Below are 16,843 nucleotides of genomic sequence, written 5' to 3'. Positions count from 1 at the left end.
CGGCTGGCACCATGCCAGCTTTGCTGCAGCGCACCATGAGAGCGTAGGCGAGGGGCCGGGGCAGCACTTGTGTGTAAGCGCACGACTGCTTGTGCAGGCGTCCACGTCGGTCAGCCTGTCGAAACAGGGCTGCTGTGCGAGGCGTTAAGGCGCTGGCTCGGACTTTTTGGCTTGATGCACCAACGCGACACGCCATTTGGGCAGCAGTGCCGCCGGCTGATACGAGCGTTTGCTGCGCCGGAACCCGGTAAGCCCCATGTCTTGTTCGAAGTTGAGCCAGGCGACCTCGCGCGCAAAGTGCTTGCAGAAGTGCTGGAACATATACGGATAGATCCCGACGTGACTGTCGAGCCCCTTCGCGAAGCGCATCGCGAAGACGCCCGGCTGCAGCTCCTGCGCCAACACGAAACCAATCGGCAGGTCGCCGACGAAGTGAACGAATCCTTCGAGCCCGAAGCGTGCGGCGTTGTCGATCGCTTCGAGGCAGGCATCGTCGTCGGCCTCGCCCCGCGCCTTGCCCTTGTGCGTGAACCAGCCTTTCAGCACGCTGCGCGCAGCGTCGACCAGCTCGGGGCCGAACGGCCGGCAGGATGGCTCGTGCAGCGCCAGAAACTGACGCACCAGATTTCGCTTCTTCGCCAACGGGCGGCCGGCATAGTCGACGAAGGTTTCGGCTTGGTAAAGGTAGTCCGCATCGTCCGCCGACGCGGTCGCAACGAAGACGTTGTCCGGCAGCTCGGCCGCATCGCGCGCTGCCACCGGAAAGAGACATCCGTGCGCTTCGATCAGTTCCGACAGCACGTCCAGCGGCGCGCAACGCGGCGCGAACAACGGCATGAAGTGTCGCGTACCGTCATACGCGCGGCCGGCGATGCCAGGCCAGTCACCATCGATGAACCGGTAGTCGTGCGCCGCCCTGAAAAGGTACAAATTGGAGAACGCGTGGTCCGACAAGCAGTGCTCGCCACTGCCCTCACGCAACGCAGCCAGCGCCGCATCGATGCGCGGCTGCAGGCCGAGTTCGATCGGCACGCCGCGCGTCAAGCGGTGGCCGCCACCTTCCGCACGCCGGGCTCGGGCGCGTCGGCCGGTGGACCGGCAAAGCACTGCGCGATCCGCAGCCAGTCGCGTGCCGATCCATCGCTGTACCGCAGGGCAGTGTCGGCCAGATTGCGACGCTGCGTCACCAGCAAGCAGAAGTCATCGGCCGGTCCGCGGATGGTTTCCGACGACGCGGCATCGCCCCACGTCCAGACGCCGCCTTGGGGTGCATCGAGCTCGATGTAGGGCACGACGGCCGGTACCGGCTGCTTCCGGTTCACGAAGCTCCAGCCGAAGGTCGTGACGCCGATGTGGGCGATGTGGCGCAGCCGGTCGGTAGCCGGTCGCCGGCGGCCGACGACGTCCCACACGTCTTGCCCGTGCGCCCAGGTTTCCATCAGGCGCGCCGTCGCGAACGACCGTGCGCTCATGGTCGGGCCGTACCACGGTAGCCTGGCTTTTGGGTCGAGCGCTGCCAGCGCATCGACGAGTTGCGTCGAAAGGGGTTCCCAGTACGCGAGCAGCTCCGCGCCGTCGAGGTGACCGTACTTCTCCCGCGCGATGGCGCTGATTTCCTTGCCCGTGGCGAGCGTGGCGTTCAACGTCGCGGTGTCGGCGGCGAACGCGTCGGAGTCGGTGGCCGACAGCAGGCCGGTCTCGTCGAAGAAGCACAGGTGGGCAATTTCGTCCCACGGCGTCCAGCCGTAGAAGTCACTTCGCAGTCGCCACTGCGCAGGCGTCAGCGTCCGCACCAGGTCGGCCAGGTCGCGGTATTCGTTGCGGAGGTCGTCACTCGTTTGCTTCATCTTGGGTCTGTGCGCGTCGTGCCGCGCTTGTCGTGGTTGCGTTGTCTGATCGCGTTGTGTTTTATACGCCGAGCTGCCGTACCTTGACGAAGGGCGTGATCTCGCGCGCCACGAAGTCGCGGATGCTGGCGCGGAACGAAATTCCATGCAGGTCTCCGTTGTTTCAAAGAGGCTAGCGTGGGTGCGCGCCAAGGTCTTGCGCGAAGTGGCTGCGGTCAGCGACTCGGCGCAAGCATTGCAGGCGGTGCGTCGCTAGGCTGGCCGGATGCTTTCATCGATGAGACCACCCCCATGAGAGACAACGTAACGAACAAAGTCGTACGCATCGGCGGTGCTTCGGGCTTCTGGGGCGACAGCATGGTCGCCGCACCCCAGCTGGTGAAGCTGGGCCGGCTCGACTACCTGGTATTCGACTTTTTGGCGGAAACCACGATGTCGATCCTCGCCTCGGCGCGGGCCAAGAAGCCCGAGATGGGCTACGCCACCGACTTCGTCGACATCGCGATGAAGTCGGTGCTGTCCGAAGTGAAGCGGCAAGGCATCAAGGTGGTGAGCAATGCCGGCGGCATCAACCCGCACGGCTGTGCGGCCGCGTTGCAGGCACTGGCAACGGCCGAGGGCATTTTGCTGCGTATCGCGGTGGTCGAAGGCGACGACGTCAGCATGCACATGCCCGGGCTGCGCGCGCGCGGCGTGCAGGATATGTTTACCGGCGAGTCGCTGCCCGACAAAGTGCTGAGCGCCAACGCCTACCTCGGCGCGACACCGATCGCCGCCGCACTCGCAGCCGGCGCCGAAGTGGTGATCACGGGGCGTTGTGTCGACAGCGCGGTGACGCTCGGCCCGCTGATGCACGAGTTCGGCTGGACGGATGCCGACTACGACCTGCTGGCCTCCGGCAGCCTGGCGGGCCACATCATCGAGTGCGGCTGTCAGGCGACAGGTGGTCTGCACACCGACTGGGAAGACATCCCCGACTGGGCCCATATGGGCTATCCGGTGATCGAATGCCACGCGGACGGCAGCTTCGTCGTGACCAAGCCCGAAGGTACGGGGGGCAAGGTGATTCGCGCCAACGTCGCCGAGCAGATGCTTTACGAGATCGGCGACCCGGGCGCCTATCTGCTGCCCGACGTGTGCTGCGATTTTCGCGATGTAACGATCGAGCAGCAGGGCGAGAACCGCGTGCGGGTGAGCCCGGCGAAGGGACGCGCGCCGACGCCGTTCTACAAGGTCTCGGCCACCCAACTCGACGGCTTCCGGTGCGCGGGCAGCATGGTCATCATCGGCATCGACGCCGACAAGAAAGCGCGTCGCACCGCCGAAGCGATCATCGAGCGCGTGAGCGACATCCTGCGCGAGGGCGGCATGCCGCCGTTCACTTCGACGTACATCGAAGTCATCGGATCGGAGTCTTCCTACGGCGCGCAATCACGCGTGCGGCCGTCGCGCGAAGTGATGATGCGCGTGGTCGCGAACCATCCGCTGAAGGCCGCGCTGGCGATCTTCGCTCGGGAAATCTCACCATCGGGCACCTCATGGGCGCCGGGCACGACCAGCCCCGGTGGCGGTCGGCCGGCGGTGTCGCCGTTGATCAAGCTCTTCTCGTTTCTGCTCGACAGGCAGGCCTTGCCGGTGGCTTTCGTGATCGATGGCGAGCGGCAAACGGTATCGATCGGCAAAGGTGCCGGGGACGGTGCGACGCCTGATGTCGGCGCGCCTGAAGCGTGGAAAGAATTGGGTGGCGCTTCACGCGAAGTGCGGCTGATCGACCTGGCCTATGCACGCAGCGGCGACAAGGGCAACCTCTCGAACATCGGTGTCATTGCGCGCCGACCCGAATGGCTGCCGTTGCTGTGGAACCGGTTGAGCGACAAGGCCGTGGGCGACTACTTCGCGCACATGGTGCATGGCCGCATCGAACGCTTCTACCTGCCCGGCACCGCGTCGCTCAATCTGCTGCTGCACGATGCGCTCGATGGCGGCGGACCCTCGTCGATGCGGATGGACCCGCTCGGCAAGGGCATGGCGCAGATGCTGTTGGACCTCGTCATCGAGGTGCCGTCTTCGGTGGCCGACAGCTTGCCGGCGCCGCGCGGCTGAACTCCCGTCGCTGCTGGCTGCGCGAGCGCTGCGGTGCGACTCAGCGCTTGCCGGTGATTTGCGCCGGCACGTCGACACGCGCCAGCACCTTGTCGATACGCCGGCCATCAAGCGCCAGCACCTCGAAACTCCAGCCCGCGCACTCGATGATCTCGTGGACTTTCGGCAACTGCCCTGACACCGACATCAGCAAGCCCGCGACCGTGTTGTAGCGGCCGCGGTCTTCATCGGGCAACTCGCGGATGGCGAGGCGCGCACGCAGTTCCGACACCGGCATCAGGCCGTCGAGTTCCCACACGCCCACTTCGCGCTCGGTCGCCCAGGCATCGGTCTGCATGCCGGGCTGCAGCTCACCGGTGATCGCTTCGAGCAGGTCGCGCGGCGTCATCAACCCCTGCACCACGCCATATTCATCGACCACGAAAACGAGGCGGCCGGCGCGCTCGCGAAACTGTTCCAGCAGCTCCATGCCGGTCAGCGTTTCTGGCACGAACGACGCTGGCTGGGCCACGCTTTCGATCGAGCCTTCGTAGGCAGGCCCGAGGCGTAACAGATGTGCGACGCTGATCACGCCGACCACGTCGTCCAGAGAGTTGCGGCACACCGGATACCACGAGTGCACCAGGTTGAGCGCACCGGCGGCAGCCACGTTTTGCAGGCTCGACGCCACCGTGCCGGACGCTTCGAGCCATTCGATGTCGCCGCGTGGAATCATCAACGACGACAGACGCCGATCGTCCAGATGGAACACGTTGCGCACCATCTGGTGCTCGTGCTGCTCGATGAGGCCGGCATCGACGCCTTCTTCGAGGCTGGCGGAGATTTCTTCTTCGGTCACCACGCGGGCCGAGTTGGTGTCGATCTTCAGCAGCTTGAGAATGGCCGCGGTCGCACCGGAAAGCAGCAGCACGAAAGGCTTGGCGCCCTTGGCGAGCCAGCGCATTGGCCGCGCCACGAAGCGCGCGACAGGTTCGGGATAGAGCTGGCCAATGCGCTTGGGCACGAGCTCGCCGAAGATGATCGTGAAGAAAGTGATGCAGGCCACCACGACCGCGGTCGACGCGACGCTTGCTGTCCCTGTACGCATGCCGAGGCTTTCCATCCAGACCGACAAAGGTGCTGCGAAAGCGGCCTCCCCGACGATGCCACTGAGCATGCCGATCGAGGTGATGCCGATCTGCACGCTCGACAGGAACTGCGTGGGGTCTTCCATCAGCTTGAGCGCCGCAGCGGCGCCGGCGTCACCCGATTCGGCCATGGCCGCAAGCCGTGCACGCCGGCTGGTCGACAGCGCCATTTCGGACATGGAGAACAACGCGTTGAGCGTGGTCAACAAGGCCAGCAGAAGGACATCCATGGACGCGGGTGAGAATGGGAAGCATGGCACTCTACCTTATCGGTGACGTACAGGGCTGCGACGAAGCGTTGCAGCGCCTGCTCGACAAGATCGACTTTTCCGCGAGCCGCGACAGCGTGGTGCTGCTCGGCGACCTGGTCAATCGCGGGCCCGAATCGGCCGCCGTGTTGCGCCGCGTGCACGCACTCGGCAATGCCGCCAACGCGCTGCTCGGCAACCACGACCTGCACCTGCTCGGTATCGCGCATGGCGCGCGCAAAGCCGGCCGCAAGGACACGCTGGCGCCGCTGCTCGCCGCGGCCGACAGCGAAGCGATGCTCGACTGGTTGCGACATCAATCGATGGCGCTGCATCGCACCGTCGGCGGCAAGGATCTGCTCATGGTGCACGCCGGCGTGTTGCCGCAATGGAACGTGGCCGATACGTTGACTCTGGCCGCCGAGGTCGAGTCCGTGCTGCGGGGCCCGGCGCTCAACGAGTTCGTCATGACCATGTACGGCAACGAGCCGGCGCAGTGGAACGATTCGCTCACCGGCAGCGCACGGCTGCGCGTCATCGTCAACGCGCTGACGCGGCTGCGCTTCTGCTCAGCGGCGGGCGTGATGGATTTCGACGCGAAAGACAGTGCCGACACAGCGCCGGCTGGCTGCATGCCGTGGTTCGACGTACCCGGCCGCAAGACCGCTGCGGCGACGCTGGCGTTTGGACACTGGTCGACGCTGGGCTACGTCTCGCGGCCCGACCTGTTGTCGACCGACACCGGCTGCGTTTGGGGCGGCTGCCTGAGCGCGGTGCGCATCGGCGCAACGCTGGACGAGCGGGAGTTGATTCAGGTGCAGTGCGCAGAAGCGCAAAAGCCGGGCGTCTAGCCCGGCTTTTTCGATCGCTGCAAATTTGCCCGGGTCCGCCGACCCGTTTGCTGCGCGTTCAGGTCGCCGGTTCGCTGGTCTTGAACAGCGCAGCGACCTTGCGCTTGGTCTTGATGTTGCTCGAGATACCGCGCGAAGGCGCAGCCTTGGCGGCGGCTTCCCACGCCGGCGTGGCGTCGGGCTGACCCGGCTCGTACGGCTTGTCGAAGAACGGGTCGCGCGACATGGCGGGGCCCCGGTGCGGACGCCCGCCGCCACGCATCGGCGGCCGCGCTTCGCTGAAACGCTCGTTGCTGCGCTCACCGCCACGATCACTGCGATCGCGCGACTCGAAGTTGCTGCCGCTATCACCGTCAGTCCTTGCGCGCGGCTGGTCTAGTACATCGCGTGCATCGCCGGCCTCGCCCTCTTCACGCCAATGACGGCGACCGTCGTTGATGCGACCGCGGGGAGTGTCTTCTTCGAACTCGATCGCTTCGAGCTCGATCTTGGTCTTGATCAGCTTTTCGATGTCAGCGACAAGCCGTGCATCGTTACCGCCGCTGGCAAAGCTGACCGCCAGACCCGACGCGCCGGCACGACCGGTGCGGCCGATGCGGTGCACGTAGTCTTCGGCGTTGAAAGGGATGTCGAAGTTGAAAACAGCAGGCACGTCCTTGATGTCGAGACCACGTGCCGCCACGTCGGTGCACACCAGCAGATCGACTTCGCCCTTCTTGAACGACTCGAGCGCCTTCAGCCGCTCGTCCTGGCTTTTGTCGCCGTGCAATGCGGTGGTCTTCAGGCCTTCGCGCTCGAGCGACCGGGCGAGACGGGCGCAACCCAGCTTGCTGTTGACGAAGACGAAGGCCTGCGTGATGCCACGTTGCTTGACGATCTGCTTGAGCGCGCGGCGCTTGTCGTCGTCGCTCACGCTGTAGAAATGCTGCTCGACGGTCGATGCCGTTTCGTTGGGCCGAGCCACTTCGATGAGCACCGGGTTCTGCAGATAGCTGCCGGCGAGCCGCTTGATTTCGGGCGAGAAAGTGGCCGAAAACAGAAGCGTGATTCGCTGCTTGGGCAGGTAGCTCAGGATGCGCTGCAGGTCGGGCAAGAAGCCGATGTCCAGCATGCGGTCGGCCTCGTCGAGCACGACATACTCGACCTGGTTGAGCACCGCGTTCTTGGCTTCGATATGGTCGAGCAGCCGGCCGGGCGTTGCCACCAGCACTTCGACGCCCTTTTTGAGCTCGAGCGTCTGCGGCTTCATGTCCATGCCGCCGAAAACGACCGCACTGCGCAGATTGGTGTACTTGGCGTAGAGCTCGACCTGCTGCGCGACCTGCACGGCGAGTTCACGCGTCGGCAGGAGCACCAATGCACGCACCGGATGCCGGGCGGGCGAGGTCGATGAGTTTTCGTGCTTGAGCATGCGCTGCAGCAAGGGCAGCGCAAACGCTGCGGTCTTGCCGGTGCCGGTTTGGGCGGCACCCATCACGTCTTGACCCGACAGCACGACCGGAATCGCCTGCTCCTGGATCGGTGTCATGGTCTCGTAGCCCATTTCGGCTACGGCGCGCGCCAGCGGTTCAGCCAGCGAAAGATTGGAAAAGGAGCTTGTCATTAAGCCCTCTATTGTCGCACCGCCGCAAAAAACAGTGATGACAGCGCTGAGTCTGGGCTTTTTGCGGTTAAGGAGGCCGGCTCAACTGCTCTTGAAACGATGCTTAGAGGCTCTTCGCATTGAACGTGTCGCACGACTGGATGCTGCCGCTCTGGTAGCCGGCACCGAACCATTTCTGCCGTTGCGCGCTTGATCCGTGTGTGAAGCTGTCGGGCACCACGGCACGGCCAGCCGACCGCTGCAGCGCGTCGTCGCCGATCTTTTGCGCGGCGTTCATCGCCGACTCGATGTCGCCCGGGTCGAGCCAGTTCTTCGACTGCTGTGACTTGTTCGCCCAGATGCCGGCGAAGCAATCGGCCTGCAATTCGACGCGCACGCTCAGCGCGTTGTTCTGCGTCTGGCTCAGCCGGCTGCGCATTCCGTCGACCTTGCCCGTGATGCCGAGTTCGTCTTGAACGTGATGGCCGACCTCGTGCGCGATCACATACGCCTGCGCGAACTCGCCCGGCGCGCCGAGTTGGTTCTTCAGCGTGTCGTAAAAGCCGAGGTCGATGTAGACCTTCTGATCGCCGGGGCAATAAAACGGGCCCATCGCCGACTGGCCGGTGCCGCAAGCCGTCGGCGTGACGCCGCGAAACAGCACGAGCTTGGGCGCGTGGTAGGTGCCGCCGTTCTTCTGGAAGATATCCGTCCAGACGACTTCGGTGTTCTTCAGCACGGTCGAGACGAACGAGGCTTCGCGATCACTGGACGGCGGCGCCTTGGCCGGGCCTTGCTGTTGCTGGACCTGGGGAGCCTGGCCCCCACCCGTCAGCAAACCGAGCACGGTGAGCGGATTGATGCCGAAAATCCAGCCTGCGATCAGCGCCACCGCCACAGTACCGATGCCGACACTGCGACCGCCGATCGGAAATCCACCGCCGCCCCCGCCGCCGCCATCGCGGCGGTCTTCGACGTTGTCCGACTGCTCGTTGCCTTCCCACTTCATGAGACTCTCCTCACCGGCAACGGCCGGCTTTCACGTGATGGTACCGGCTTAACGGGGTGCGACGTAACCGACCGACATCGTGCGAGCGTTAGCCGCCGGATTGGAGTCCAGGCGCGTTGCAACGACTCCGCGACTGGAAGCCTCCGCAGCTTCGCGCATCTCGGCCTTTTGCACTTGCGAGCGCACCAGCATGGTCATGGCGACAGCCTGTGCGCAAACTATGGCGACCAATGCGGCCATCAGCAATTTACGCAGCGGCGAGAGTTCGGCGATCCATTGAGTCATATCGATTCCTGGTCGTGCTGGCTGCACGAGTCTGGAACGGATAGTGGGGAACGCCCAGGAAACAAGGTGGGGGAGCCGGGCGCGATGCGGTGTAGGACCGGACCGAAGTAACGACATCGGCTCCATGACATCGGCCAGAGGCGCAAGCCGCCCTGCTCTGCGCCCTCGAGGCTTCAGGCTTTAGGCAAAGTGACGCCGCGCTGGCCCTGGTACTTCCCGCCGCGGTCCTTGTAGCTCGTCTCGCAAACTTCGTCGCTCTCGAAGAACAGCACCTGCGCGCAGCCTTCGCCCGCGTAGATCTTGGCCGGCAACGGTGTCGTATTGCTGAACTCGAGCGTCACATAGCCTTCCCATTCGGGCTCGAAAGGCGTCACGTTGACGATGATTCCGCAGCGCGCATAAGTGCTCTTGCCAAGGCAGATGGTGAGCACGTTGCGCGGGATGCGAAAGTACTCGACGGTACGCGCCAGGGCGAAGCTGTTCGGCGGAATGATGCAGAAGTCGCCGTCCATGTCGACAAAGCTCTTCTCATCGAAATTCTTGGGGTCGACCACCGTGCTGTGGATGTTCGTGAACACCTTGAACTCGGGCGCGCAGCGAATGTCGTAGCCATAACTCGACGTGCCGTAGCTGATGATCTTGTTGCCTTCGCGCTCGCGCACCTGGCCCGGCTCGAAGGGTTCGATCATGCCGGTCTGCTCGGCCATGCGCCGAATCCATTTGTCGCTCTTGATGGTCATCTCAGGGGGTCCTTCCTCGGAGCGTCATTCTAAGGAGGCGGCCCCTGGGCCATCGAGCGATGACCGCTCAGTGCGCGCTCGCCTGCGAGATCACGGTCCGCTCGATGAGCCGGTCGTCGCCGAGCACGATCATCGAAAAAAGCAACTCTTCGAGATTCGCCGCCAAACCGCTCTTGCGCGCGAGCAGGGGCGTCGCCTTCGGGTTCAGCACGATGAAGTCGGCCTCGCAGCCTGGCTGCAGATTGCCCGCGACGCCATCGAGCCCGAGCGCGAGTGCCGCGCCACCGGTATGGCGCCACCACAGTTCCGACGGCGCGATGCTGATGCCGGTCTTGGTCTGCCCTTCGCGCCCGACGTAGTAAGCCGCCATCATGGTGTGGAACGGGCTGAAGCTGGTGCCGCCACCAACGTCGCTGGCCAGGCCGTAGTGGTAGTCGATGCGGTCGGCACCCTCGAAGTCGAAGAAGCCGCTGCCGAGGAACAAATTGCTGGTCGGGCTCACCGCCGTGGCCGCGCCGGTTTCGCGCATCAGGCGGCGGTCGTCATCGTCGAAGTGAATGCAGTGCGCATACACCGCGCGCTCGCGCATCAGCCCGAAGCCGGTGTACACGTCGAGGTACGAGCGCGCCTTGGGAAACAGCTCGCGCGCCCACTTCACCTCGTCCTTGTTCTCGGCGACGTGTGAGTGAATCCAGGTGTCGGGGTACTTCGCGGCCAGTTCGCCGGCACCACGCAGTTGCGCGTCGGTGCTGGTCGGTGCAAAACGCGGGGTGATCGCGTAACCCAGCCGGTCGACGTTGTGCCATTTGCAGATGAGCGATTCGGTGTCGATCAGACTCTGCTCGGTGTCGTCGCGCACGCCGTCGGGCGAGTGACGATCTTGCAGCACCTTGCCGGTGATCATGCGCAGGCTGCGCCGCTGTGCCGCTTCGAAAAACGAATCGACCGACTGCACGTGCGAGGTCGCGAAAGTGAGCGAGGTGGTCACGCCGTTGCGCAGCATCTCGTCGAGAAAGAACTCGGCCACTTCGATCGAATGTGCCGGGTCGGCAAAGCGCGCCTCCGCAGGGAAGGTGTAGTTCTCGAGCCACGGCAGCAAGCCTTCCGATGGCGCGCCGATGATGTCGGTTTGCGGAAAATGCACGTGCATGTCGATGAAGCCCGGCGCGATGATTCGGCCCGGCCAGTGCGTCACCGGCACGTGGGCGTACTGCGAATGGATCGAATTGAAGGCGCCCGCCGCCACGAAGATCTGCCGCCCGCGTGGATCGGGGCCGACGACCAGCAGGCCGTCTTCGTCGAAGAGCGGCTTGCCGGAAGAGTCAAATCGCAGAAGGGAGGCTCGGTACGCGTGCATGGGCTTGAGGGTAAGGCCAGGAGGGCACGCCGCAATTTCCGTCCGCGTATGGGGGCTATACGAGCGCCAACCCAGCGCGCTCAGACCAGCGCGACGCGCGTCTTGATCGGCAGCCGTCCCAGCGCCTCCTGCAATTGCGCCTGCAATGCGTCCGCATGCGTGCCGGCGGCCGACGCATCGATCAGCACCGCGACGCCGGTTTCACCTTCGATGCGCACCGCCGGCCGCACCATCGCGCCAAGCCCCAGGCCGGTACAGACCGCGTCCACCAGCGCACTTGCGACCTGCTGCCCTGCCAGGCCACGCAGTTCCGGCTTGTAGATTTTGCCGACGTTGGTCATCGGCATGTGTTCGATGATGGTCACCGACTTGGGCCGCGCAGGCGCTTCGTCGACGCCGGCCGACGTGAACGCCAGCAGTTCCGCCTCGGTCACCTGCGCGCCCGGCACCAGCGTCGCATAGGCCACCGGCAGTTCGCCCGCATACGCGTCGGGCGCACCCACTGCCGCACACAGCTGCACGGCAGGATGCGCGCCCAGCGCATCTTCGATGGTCTTCGGATCGATGTTGTGGCCGCTGCGGATGATCAGGTCTTTCGAGCGGCCGGTGAGGTTGAGCCGGCCCTGATCGTCGAGCCAGCCGAGGTCGCCGGTTGCCAGCCAGCCGTCGCCGGTGAAGGCCTTGGCCGTGTCGGCCGGATCGAGGAAGCCCGAGAACAGATTCGGCGACTTGAACAGCACCATGCCGTGCTCGCCCGGCGCCACGTCGCGGTCGCTGGCGCCGCCCTGGTCGTCGAGTGCCACGATGCGCATCTGCGAGTACGGCAGCCGAAAGCCGACGCAGCCGGCCTGCCCCTCCACCCCCGGCGGCGTGATCGTCGAAATCCCCGCCATTTCAGTCATGCCGAGGCTCTCGTGCACATGCAAGCCGAACAGCCGCTTGAAGCGCGCCGCCAGTTCGGGCGCGAGCACTGCGGCTCCAGTGCGGCAGTAACGAATCGACGAAAGATCGGCACCGTTCAACGGCACGTTGGCGAGTGCGGCCAGCACCGTCGGCACGGCCGACAGCGACGTCGGACGGTACCGGTCGACCAGCCGCCAGTAGTTGGCCAGCACCGTCTTGTTGCGCAACAACGAGGTGGTCGGAATGATCGACTCGACACCCGCCGACAGCGACGCCAGCGAGGCCGGCAGCACGCCCGCGACATGGAACAGCGGATAGCCGTTGATGGTGACGTCGGTGTGCGTGACACCGGTCAGCTGGACGCAGGCCCAGGCGGTGAAGACCTGCGCGCCGTGGCTGTGCCGCGCGAGCTTGGGCGCGCCGGTGGTGCCGCCGGTGTGGAAGTACGCGGCGATGTCTTCGGGTGCGATGTCGCGCCCGCTCACCAGTCGATCGTCGGGCTGCTGCGCGCGCAGCGAACTGAAATCGCCGACGCCTTCAGGCAAGTCGATCAACGCATCCGCAGGCTCGTCGTGCGGTGCCACGCGCAACACCATCGTCAGCGTCGGCACCTGGCTGCGCAGCCGCATCGCCTTCGACCACATGCCCGACTCATCGTCCGAGCCGTAAGCGATCAGCACCTTGGCACCGGCCGCCCGCATCAGCGACACCAGCTTTTCGTCGGTCAGCAGCGGGTTCAGCGGCTGCACGATGCCGGCCGCCTCGCCGCCCCACAACGCGAGGTGATAGTCGAGGCAACCGGGCAGCAACACGGCGACCGCATCCTGCGGACCGACGCCCAGCGTGTGCAGCAGATTGGCAGTTTGATGGATGCCGCGCATCAGCTCGGCATAGGTCCAACGGATGGGTTCGTCTTCCGGGTCGCCGGTGCGCAGAAAAGTAAGCGCCGAGCGGTCGCCATGGGCGCGCGCGACGTTGCAGAAAAGCTCGTAGGTGCTGCGAACGGTGAGCGCCTTTTCAAGCGGCGTTTCTTCGAGCCGTCGGACATCGTCAAGCGAACGAATCGGGAACGCGGCGGTGAACGCCTGAGGTGCTGTGGCGGGTGCAGCAGGTGGCACGGCTGACATGGTTCTATCTCCTGAAAACGCTTTCGGGCGATCGTACGCGCGCCCTCACCGCCTGCCTGTCTCCGATGTCGGTGCGCGATGTCAGTGCGCGACCCGCCCCTGCACGCCCTCGACCAGCCACTTCATCTGGAGGATCTGCGCATCGCTCAGGCTCGTGCCCTTGGCGATGACAACGTTGCCCTCGTTGTCGCGCACGTCGGCGACCGCATGGAACGGCACCAGCTTGCCGGAGGCGATGTCGCGCTGCCGTGCCAGCACCTCGTCCTGCACGGCTTTGGGCACCTTGGAGCCGAAGTCGCCGACGTGGACCATGCCCTCCTTCACGCCGCCCCAGACATCACCGCTTTTCCAGCTGCCATCGAGCACGGCGCGGGCGCGCTGCGTGTAATAGCCGCCCCACTGGTGCGTCACCGCGACGAGTTGGGCGTCGGGCCCGACCTTGCGCATGTCGGAGTGGTAGCCGATGGCCAGCTTGCCGCGCTCTTGCGCTGCCGCCATCACGGCGGAAGAGCCGGTGTGGAAGGCGATCACGTCGACGTCCTGGTTGAAAAGCGTCATCGCCGCATCGCGTTCCTTCGACGGGTCGAACCAGACGTCGAGCCACACGACCTTGACGCGCGCCGTCGGGTCGACCGAACGCATGCCGAGCGTGAAGGCGTTGATGCCCTGCAGGACCTCGGGAATCGGAAAGCCTGCCACGTAGCCGGCCACATGCGTCTTCGTCATCCGTCCGGCCGCGATGCCCGCCAGGTAGCGGCCCTCGTAGTAGCGCGCGTTGGCGGTCGCTACATTGGGTGCGGTCTTGTAGCCGGTGATCGACTCGAACTTGACGTCCGGAAAATCTTTGGCGACCTTCAGCGTCGGCTCCATGTAGCCGAAGCTCGGGGTGAAGATGAGCTTGTTGCCTTGCATCGCCAGGTCGCGAATCACGCGTTCCGCGTCGGCCCCTTCGGCTACGTTCTCGACGTAGCTTGTCTTGACCTTGCTGCCGAGCGCGATCTCCATCGCTCTGCGGCCCTGGTCGTGCTGATGGACCCAGCCAGTGTCGGTGAGCGGCGCGACGTAGACGAAGGCGACCTTGAGCGGATCGCTCGACGCAGCGGGCTTGGCCGTCTGGGCCAACGCGGGAGAAAAGACGGGAGATAAACAGCAACAGGCAGCCGCGAGCGCAGCCACAAGGTTTTTGTACATGGTGTTCCTCAACATGGCCCCGGAATAGAAGAGTGCGCGGCCTGGAGCAACGGCTGTGCAGGCGGATTGTCCCATCCGCCGGCAAAGCATCGGCCAGCCCGAGGGCCGCCGAAAGATCAAGAGCTCAGGCGAAGCGCGCGAAAACCTCGTTGAGCCGATCGATGTAGCGCGCCTTCGCGGTCTCATCGATGAAGCTGCCTTCGAAGCTGTTGGCCGCCAGCTGCCACGCCTGCTGCGCGGTGAGCCCGGTCGCAGCGAAGGTCTGCAAAAAGTTTTCGTTCATGTAGCCGCCGAAATACGCCGGGTCGTCGGAGTTGACGGTCGCGACCAGGCCGGCGTCGAGCAGCGCACCAAGGTTGTGGTCGGCCAGAACGGGGAACACGCAGAGCTTGAGATTCGACAGGGGGCACACCGTGAGCGGGATGCGGTCACGCGCGAGTCGCTGCATCAACGCAGGATCTTTTGCGCTCTGCACGCCATGGTCGACGCGCTCGACCTTCAGCACATCGAGCGCACTCCACACGTACTCTGGCGGGCCTTCTTCGCCGGCATGCGCGACGAGATGGAAGCCCAACTCGCGGCAGCGCGCGAACACCCGTGCGAACTTCTCGGGCGGATTGCCGACCTCACCGGAGTCGAGCCCGACACCGATGAACCGGTCGCGATATGGCAGTGCTTGCGACAGCGTTTCGAACGCGTCTTCTTCGCTCAGGTGGCGCAAAAAGCAAAGGATGAGCGATGCGCTGACATCGAGCTGTGCTTCGGCGTCGACACAGGCGCGATGCAGTCCGTCGATGACCGTCTTGACGTGAATGCCGCGCGCGGTGTGCGTCTGCGGATCGAAGAACATCTCCGTGTGCACCACGTTGTCGGCCGCGGCGCGCTGCAGGTAGGCCCAGGCCATGTCGTAGAAGTCCTGCTCGGTGATGAGGACGCTCGCGCCGGCGTAGTAGATGTCCAGAAAACTCTGCAGATTGGTGAAGGCATAGGCGCGCCGCAAAGCCTCGACATCGGCATACGGAATCGACACCTTGTTGCGCTGCGCCAGCGCGAAGATCAGCTCGGGTTCGAGCGAGCCTTCGATGTGCATGTGCAGCTCCGCCTTGGGCATCGCACAGAGCAATTCGGGCAGGCGGTCGGATGCGATTTTGGAGAAGTCGATCGTGGTCGTGGGTGTCATCGGGGCACTCCTGAAATGATTCTTCGGCAAGTGTGCCGCACCGCGGTTACCAACGGCGGGTCAAGGCAGCGGCGATGAGCACTGAAATCGCCACCCCCGCCATCAGCGCGACCCATCCCGCGTGCTGCCACAGCGCGCCACCAGCGTAGCCGAGCACCCCTGAGCCGAGGTAATACGCGCACAAATACAGCGACGCGGCCTGTGCCTTTGCGCTGTGCGCTCGCTGACCGATCTGGCCACTGGCCACCGCATGCGCGGCAAAAAATCCACCCGTGAGCAAAGCAAGTCCGAACACCACGACCGGCAGCCACGGTGTTGCCAGCGCGCCGATTCCGAGCAGCATCAAACCGATGCCTATCTGCACCACGCGGCGCGCCCCGATTCGGTCCACCATCGACCCCGCCTTGCTCGCGCTGTAGCTGCCGAGCAGGTAAACGGTAAAGAGCAGACCGATGACCGTGGACGACAGGCCGAACGGCGGCAACGCCAGGCGAAAGCCGATGTAGTTGAAGACCGCGACGAAGCTGCCCATCAACAGAAAAGCCAGCGCGAAGGCGGTGCGCAGCGCAGGTGTTTTGAGATGCGTCGCGAAGTTGCCGGTCAGCCCACGCAGCGACAAAGGTTGCGGCCGGAAGTGGCGCGAAGGCGGCAGCAGCCACGCGAAGATGACCAGCGATGCCAGGCTCAGCGTCGCGATCCCGCCCATCGCCAACGGCCAGCCACCGAGGTCGGCGAGTCCGCCCGAGAGCAACCGCCCGGCCAGCCCGCCGAGCACGTTGCCGCTGATGTAGAGCCCCATCGCCGACGACAGCGACGACGGATCGAACTCTTCCCCCACGTAGGCCATCGCCAAAGCAGGCAGCCCGCTGAGCGCAACGCCGACCAGCGCACGCAACACGAGCAGCAGCGGCCACGAATCGACGAAAGCACACGCCAGCCCCAGTACACCCGACACCCCGAGCGCCACCATCATCACCGGCTTGCGCCCCAACGCTTCGGCCAGCGAACCCGCAACCAGCATGCACAGCGCAAGACACAAAGTGGTCAGCGACAGCGTCAGGCTGCTGTTGGCCGCCGACACGCCGAAGTGGCTCGCGAACAGCGGCAGCAAAGGCTGAACGCAGTAGATCGAAGCGAAGGTCGACAGGCCGGCGCAGAAGATCGCGCAGGTCGCTCGACGATAAGCAGGCGTTCCGCGCTTCAGGAAAGCCGTGGCGTCTTCGAAAACTGGGGGATGAGACAAACGAAACCGCAAAAAAGAAAAAGGGCCGCCCAAGGCGACCCTTCATTCTG

14 protein-coding genes are annotated in these 16,843 nt (G+C 64.8%); 2 read left to right on the top strand and 12 right to left on the bottom strand.

Going from position 1 to position 16,843, the window contains the following annotated elements; genetic code table 11:
- Positions 1-144 precede the first annotated feature (144 nt).
- Positions 145-1,032, bottom strand: coding sequence for a phosphatidylglycerol lysyltransferase domain-containing protein (locus RCH10_RS17255; protein WP_409053330.1), 888 nt, complete (start codon positions 1,030-1,032; stop codon positions 145-147).
- 8 nt (positions 1,033-1,040) lie between these two features.
- The gene (locus RCH10_RS17250) at positions 1,041-1,847 is read right to left on the bottom strand and encodes a TIGR03084 family metal-binding protein (protein WP_409053329.1); all 807 of its coding nucleotides are present in this window, start codon (positions 1,845-1,847) and stop codon (positions 1,041-1,043) included.
- Positions 1,848-2,138: 291 nt separating this feature from the next.
- On the opposite strand from RCH10_RS17250, the gene RCH10_RS17245 reads away from it, so the two are divergent.
- The gene (locus RCH10_RS17245; RefSeq protein WP_409053328.1) at positions 2,139-3,950 is read left to right on the top strand and encodes an acyclic terpene utilization AtuA family protein; all 1,812 of its coding nucleotides are present in this window, start codon (positions 2,139-2,141) and stop codon (positions 3,948-3,950) included.
- Positions 3,951-3,990: 40 nt separating this feature from the next.
- On the opposite strand, the gene RCH10_RS17240 is transcribed toward RCH10_RS17245, so the two are convergent.
- A complete protein-coding gene (locus tag RCH10_RS17240; RefSeq protein WP_323495339.1) occupies positions 3,991-5,307 on the bottom strand; it encodes a hemolysin family protein in 1,317 nt (438 codons plus the stop codon).
- Positions 5,308-5,330: 23 nt separating this feature from the next.
- Here RCH10_RS17240 and RCH10_RS17235 point away from each other — a divergent pair, with 23 nt between their 5' ends.
- The gene (locus RCH10_RS17235) at positions 5,331-6,176 is read left to right on the top strand and encodes a symmetrical bis(5'-nucleosyl)-tetraphosphatase (protein ID WP_409053327.1); all 846 of its coding nucleotides are present in this window, start codon (positions 5,331-5,333) and stop codon (positions 6,174-6,176) included.
- Between the two features lie 58 nt (positions 6,177-6,234).
- Here the strand turns inward: RCH10_RS17235 and RCH10_RS17230 are convergent, their stop codons facing one another.
- The 9 genes from RCH10_RS17230 to RCH10_RS17190 all read right to left on the bottom strand — a co-directional run bounded on the left by RCH10_RS17230 (position 6,235) and on the right by RCH10_RS17190 (position 16,793).
- Positions 6,235-7,779, bottom strand: coding sequence for a DEAD/DEAH box helicase (locus RCH10_RS17230; protein ID WP_409053326.1), 1,545 nt, complete (start codon positions 7,777-7,779; stop codon positions 6,235-6,237).
- 103 nt (positions 7,780-7,882) lie between these two features.
- Positions 7,883-8,767 (bottom strand): neutral zinc metallopeptidase, encoded by an 885-nt coding sequence (locus tag RCH10_RS17225; protein ID WP_409053325.1) that lies wholly within the window; start codon positions 8,765-8,767, stop codon positions 7,883-7,885.
- 48 nt (positions 8,768-8,815) lie between these two features.
- The gene (locus tag RCH10_RS17220; protein ID WP_323500520.1) at positions 8,816-9,052 is read right to left on the bottom strand and encodes a hypothetical protein; all 237 of its coding nucleotides are present in this window, start codon (positions 9,050-9,052) and stop codon (positions 8,816-8,818) included.
- A gap of 173 nt (positions 9,053-9,225) precedes the next feature.
- The gene (dcd, locus tag RCH10_RS17215; RefSeq protein WP_187050927.1) at positions 9,226-9,792 is read right to left on the bottom strand and encodes a dCTP deaminase; all 567 of its coding nucleotides are present in this window, start codon (positions 9,790-9,792) and stop codon (positions 9,226-9,228) included.
- Between the two features lie 67 nt (positions 9,793-9,859).
- Entirely contained in the window at positions 9,860-11,149 is a 1,290-nt protein-coding gene (gene guaD, locus RCH10_RS17210) for a guanine deaminase (RefSeq protein ID WP_409053324.1), read from the bottom strand.
- Positions 11,150-11,229: 80 nt separating this feature from the next.
- A complete protein-coding gene (locus tag RCH10_RS17205) occupies positions 11,230-13,179 on the bottom strand; it encodes an acyl-CoA synthetase (protein WP_409053323.1) in 1,950 nt (649 codons plus the stop codon).
- 81 nt (positions 13,180-13,260) lie between these two features.
- The gene (locus RCH10_RS17200; RefSeq protein ID WP_409053322.1) at positions 13,261-14,370 is read right to left on the bottom strand and encodes a BMP family ABC transporter substrate-binding protein; all 1,110 of its coding nucleotides are present in this window, start codon (positions 14,368-14,370) and stop codon (positions 13,261-13,263) included.
- A 124-nt stretch (positions 14,371-14,494) separates the two neighbouring features.
- Positions 14,495-15,550 carry an adenosine deaminase gene (locus RCH10_RS17195; protein WP_409053321.1) on the bottom strand — a complete coding sequence of 352 codons (1,056 nt, stop codon included), beginning with the start codon at positions 15,548-15,550 and terminating at the stop codon, positions 14,495-14,497.
- Positions 15,551-15,596: 46 nt separating this feature from the next.
- The gene (locus tag RCH10_RS17190) at positions 15,597-16,793 is read right to left on the bottom strand and encodes an MFS transporter (RefSeq protein WP_409053320.1); all 1,197 of its coding nucleotides are present in this window, start codon (positions 16,791-16,793) and stop codon (positions 15,597-15,599) included.
- Positions 16,794-16,843 lie beyond the last annotated feature (50 nt).

Origin of the sequence: Variovorax sp. GrIS 2.14 (assembly GCF_046115955.1) — a bacterium.
GTDB lineage: Bacteria > Pseudomonadota > Gammaproteobacteria > Burkholderiales > Burkholderiaceae_C > Variovorax.
Note: the sequence above shows the minus strand (reverse complement) of the source record. Positions and strands in the feature narration are given on the sequence as shown.

What these genes read in the sequence shown, in the direction of transcription:
- RCH10_RS17250 (WP_409053329.1), bottom strand. Translation starts at nt 1,847, where the DNA reads ATGAAGCAAACGAGTGACGACCTCCGCAACGAATACCGCGACCTGGCC.
- RCH10_RS17245 (WP_409053328.1), top strand. Translation starts at nt 2,139, where the DNA reads ATGAGAGACAACGTAACGAACAAAGTCGTACGCATCGGCGGTGCTTCG.
- RCH10_RS17240 (WP_323495339.1), bottom strand. Translation starts at nt 5,307, where the DNA reads ATGGATGTCCTTCTGCTGGCCTTGTTGACCACGCTCAACGCGTTGTTC.
- RCH10_RS17235 (WP_409053327.1), top strand. Translation starts at nt 5,331, where the DNA reads ATGGCACTCTACCTTATCGGTGACGTACAGGGCTGCGACGAAGCGTTG.
- RCH10_RS17230 (WP_409053326.1), bottom strand. Translation starts at nt 7,779, where the DNA reads ATGACAAGCTCCTTTTCCAATCTTTCGCTGGCTGAACCGCTGGCGCGC.
- RCH10_RS17225 (WP_409053325.1), bottom strand. Translation starts at nt 8,767, where the DNA reads ATGAAGTGGGAAGGCAACGAGCAGTCGGACAACGTCGAAGACCGCCGC.
- RCH10_RS17220 (WP_323500520.1), bottom strand. Translation starts at nt 9,052, where the DNA reads ATGACTCAATGGATCGCCGAACTCTCGCCGCTGCGTAAATTGCTGATG.
- dcd (WP_187050927.1), bottom strand. Translation starts at nt 9,792, where the DNA reads ATGACCATCAAGAGCGACAAATGGATTCGGCGCATGGCCGAGCAGACC.
- guaD (WP_409053324.1), bottom strand. Translation starts at nt 11,149, where the DNA reads ATGCACGCGTACCGAGCCTCCCTTCTGCGATTTGACTCTTCCGGCAAG.
- RCH10_RS17205 (WP_409053323.1), bottom strand. Translation starts at nt 13,179, where the DNA reads ATGTCAGCCGTGCCACCTGCTGCACCCGCCACAGCACCTCAGGCGTTC.
- RCH10_RS17200 (WP_409053322.1), bottom strand. Translation starts at nt 14,370, where the DNA reads ATGTACAAAAACCTTGTGGCTGCGCTCGCGGCTGCCTGTTGCTGTTTA.
- RCH10_RS17195 (WP_409053321.1), bottom strand. Translation starts at nt 15,550, where the DNA reads ATGACACCCACGACCACGATCGACTTCTCCAAAATCGCATCCGACCGC.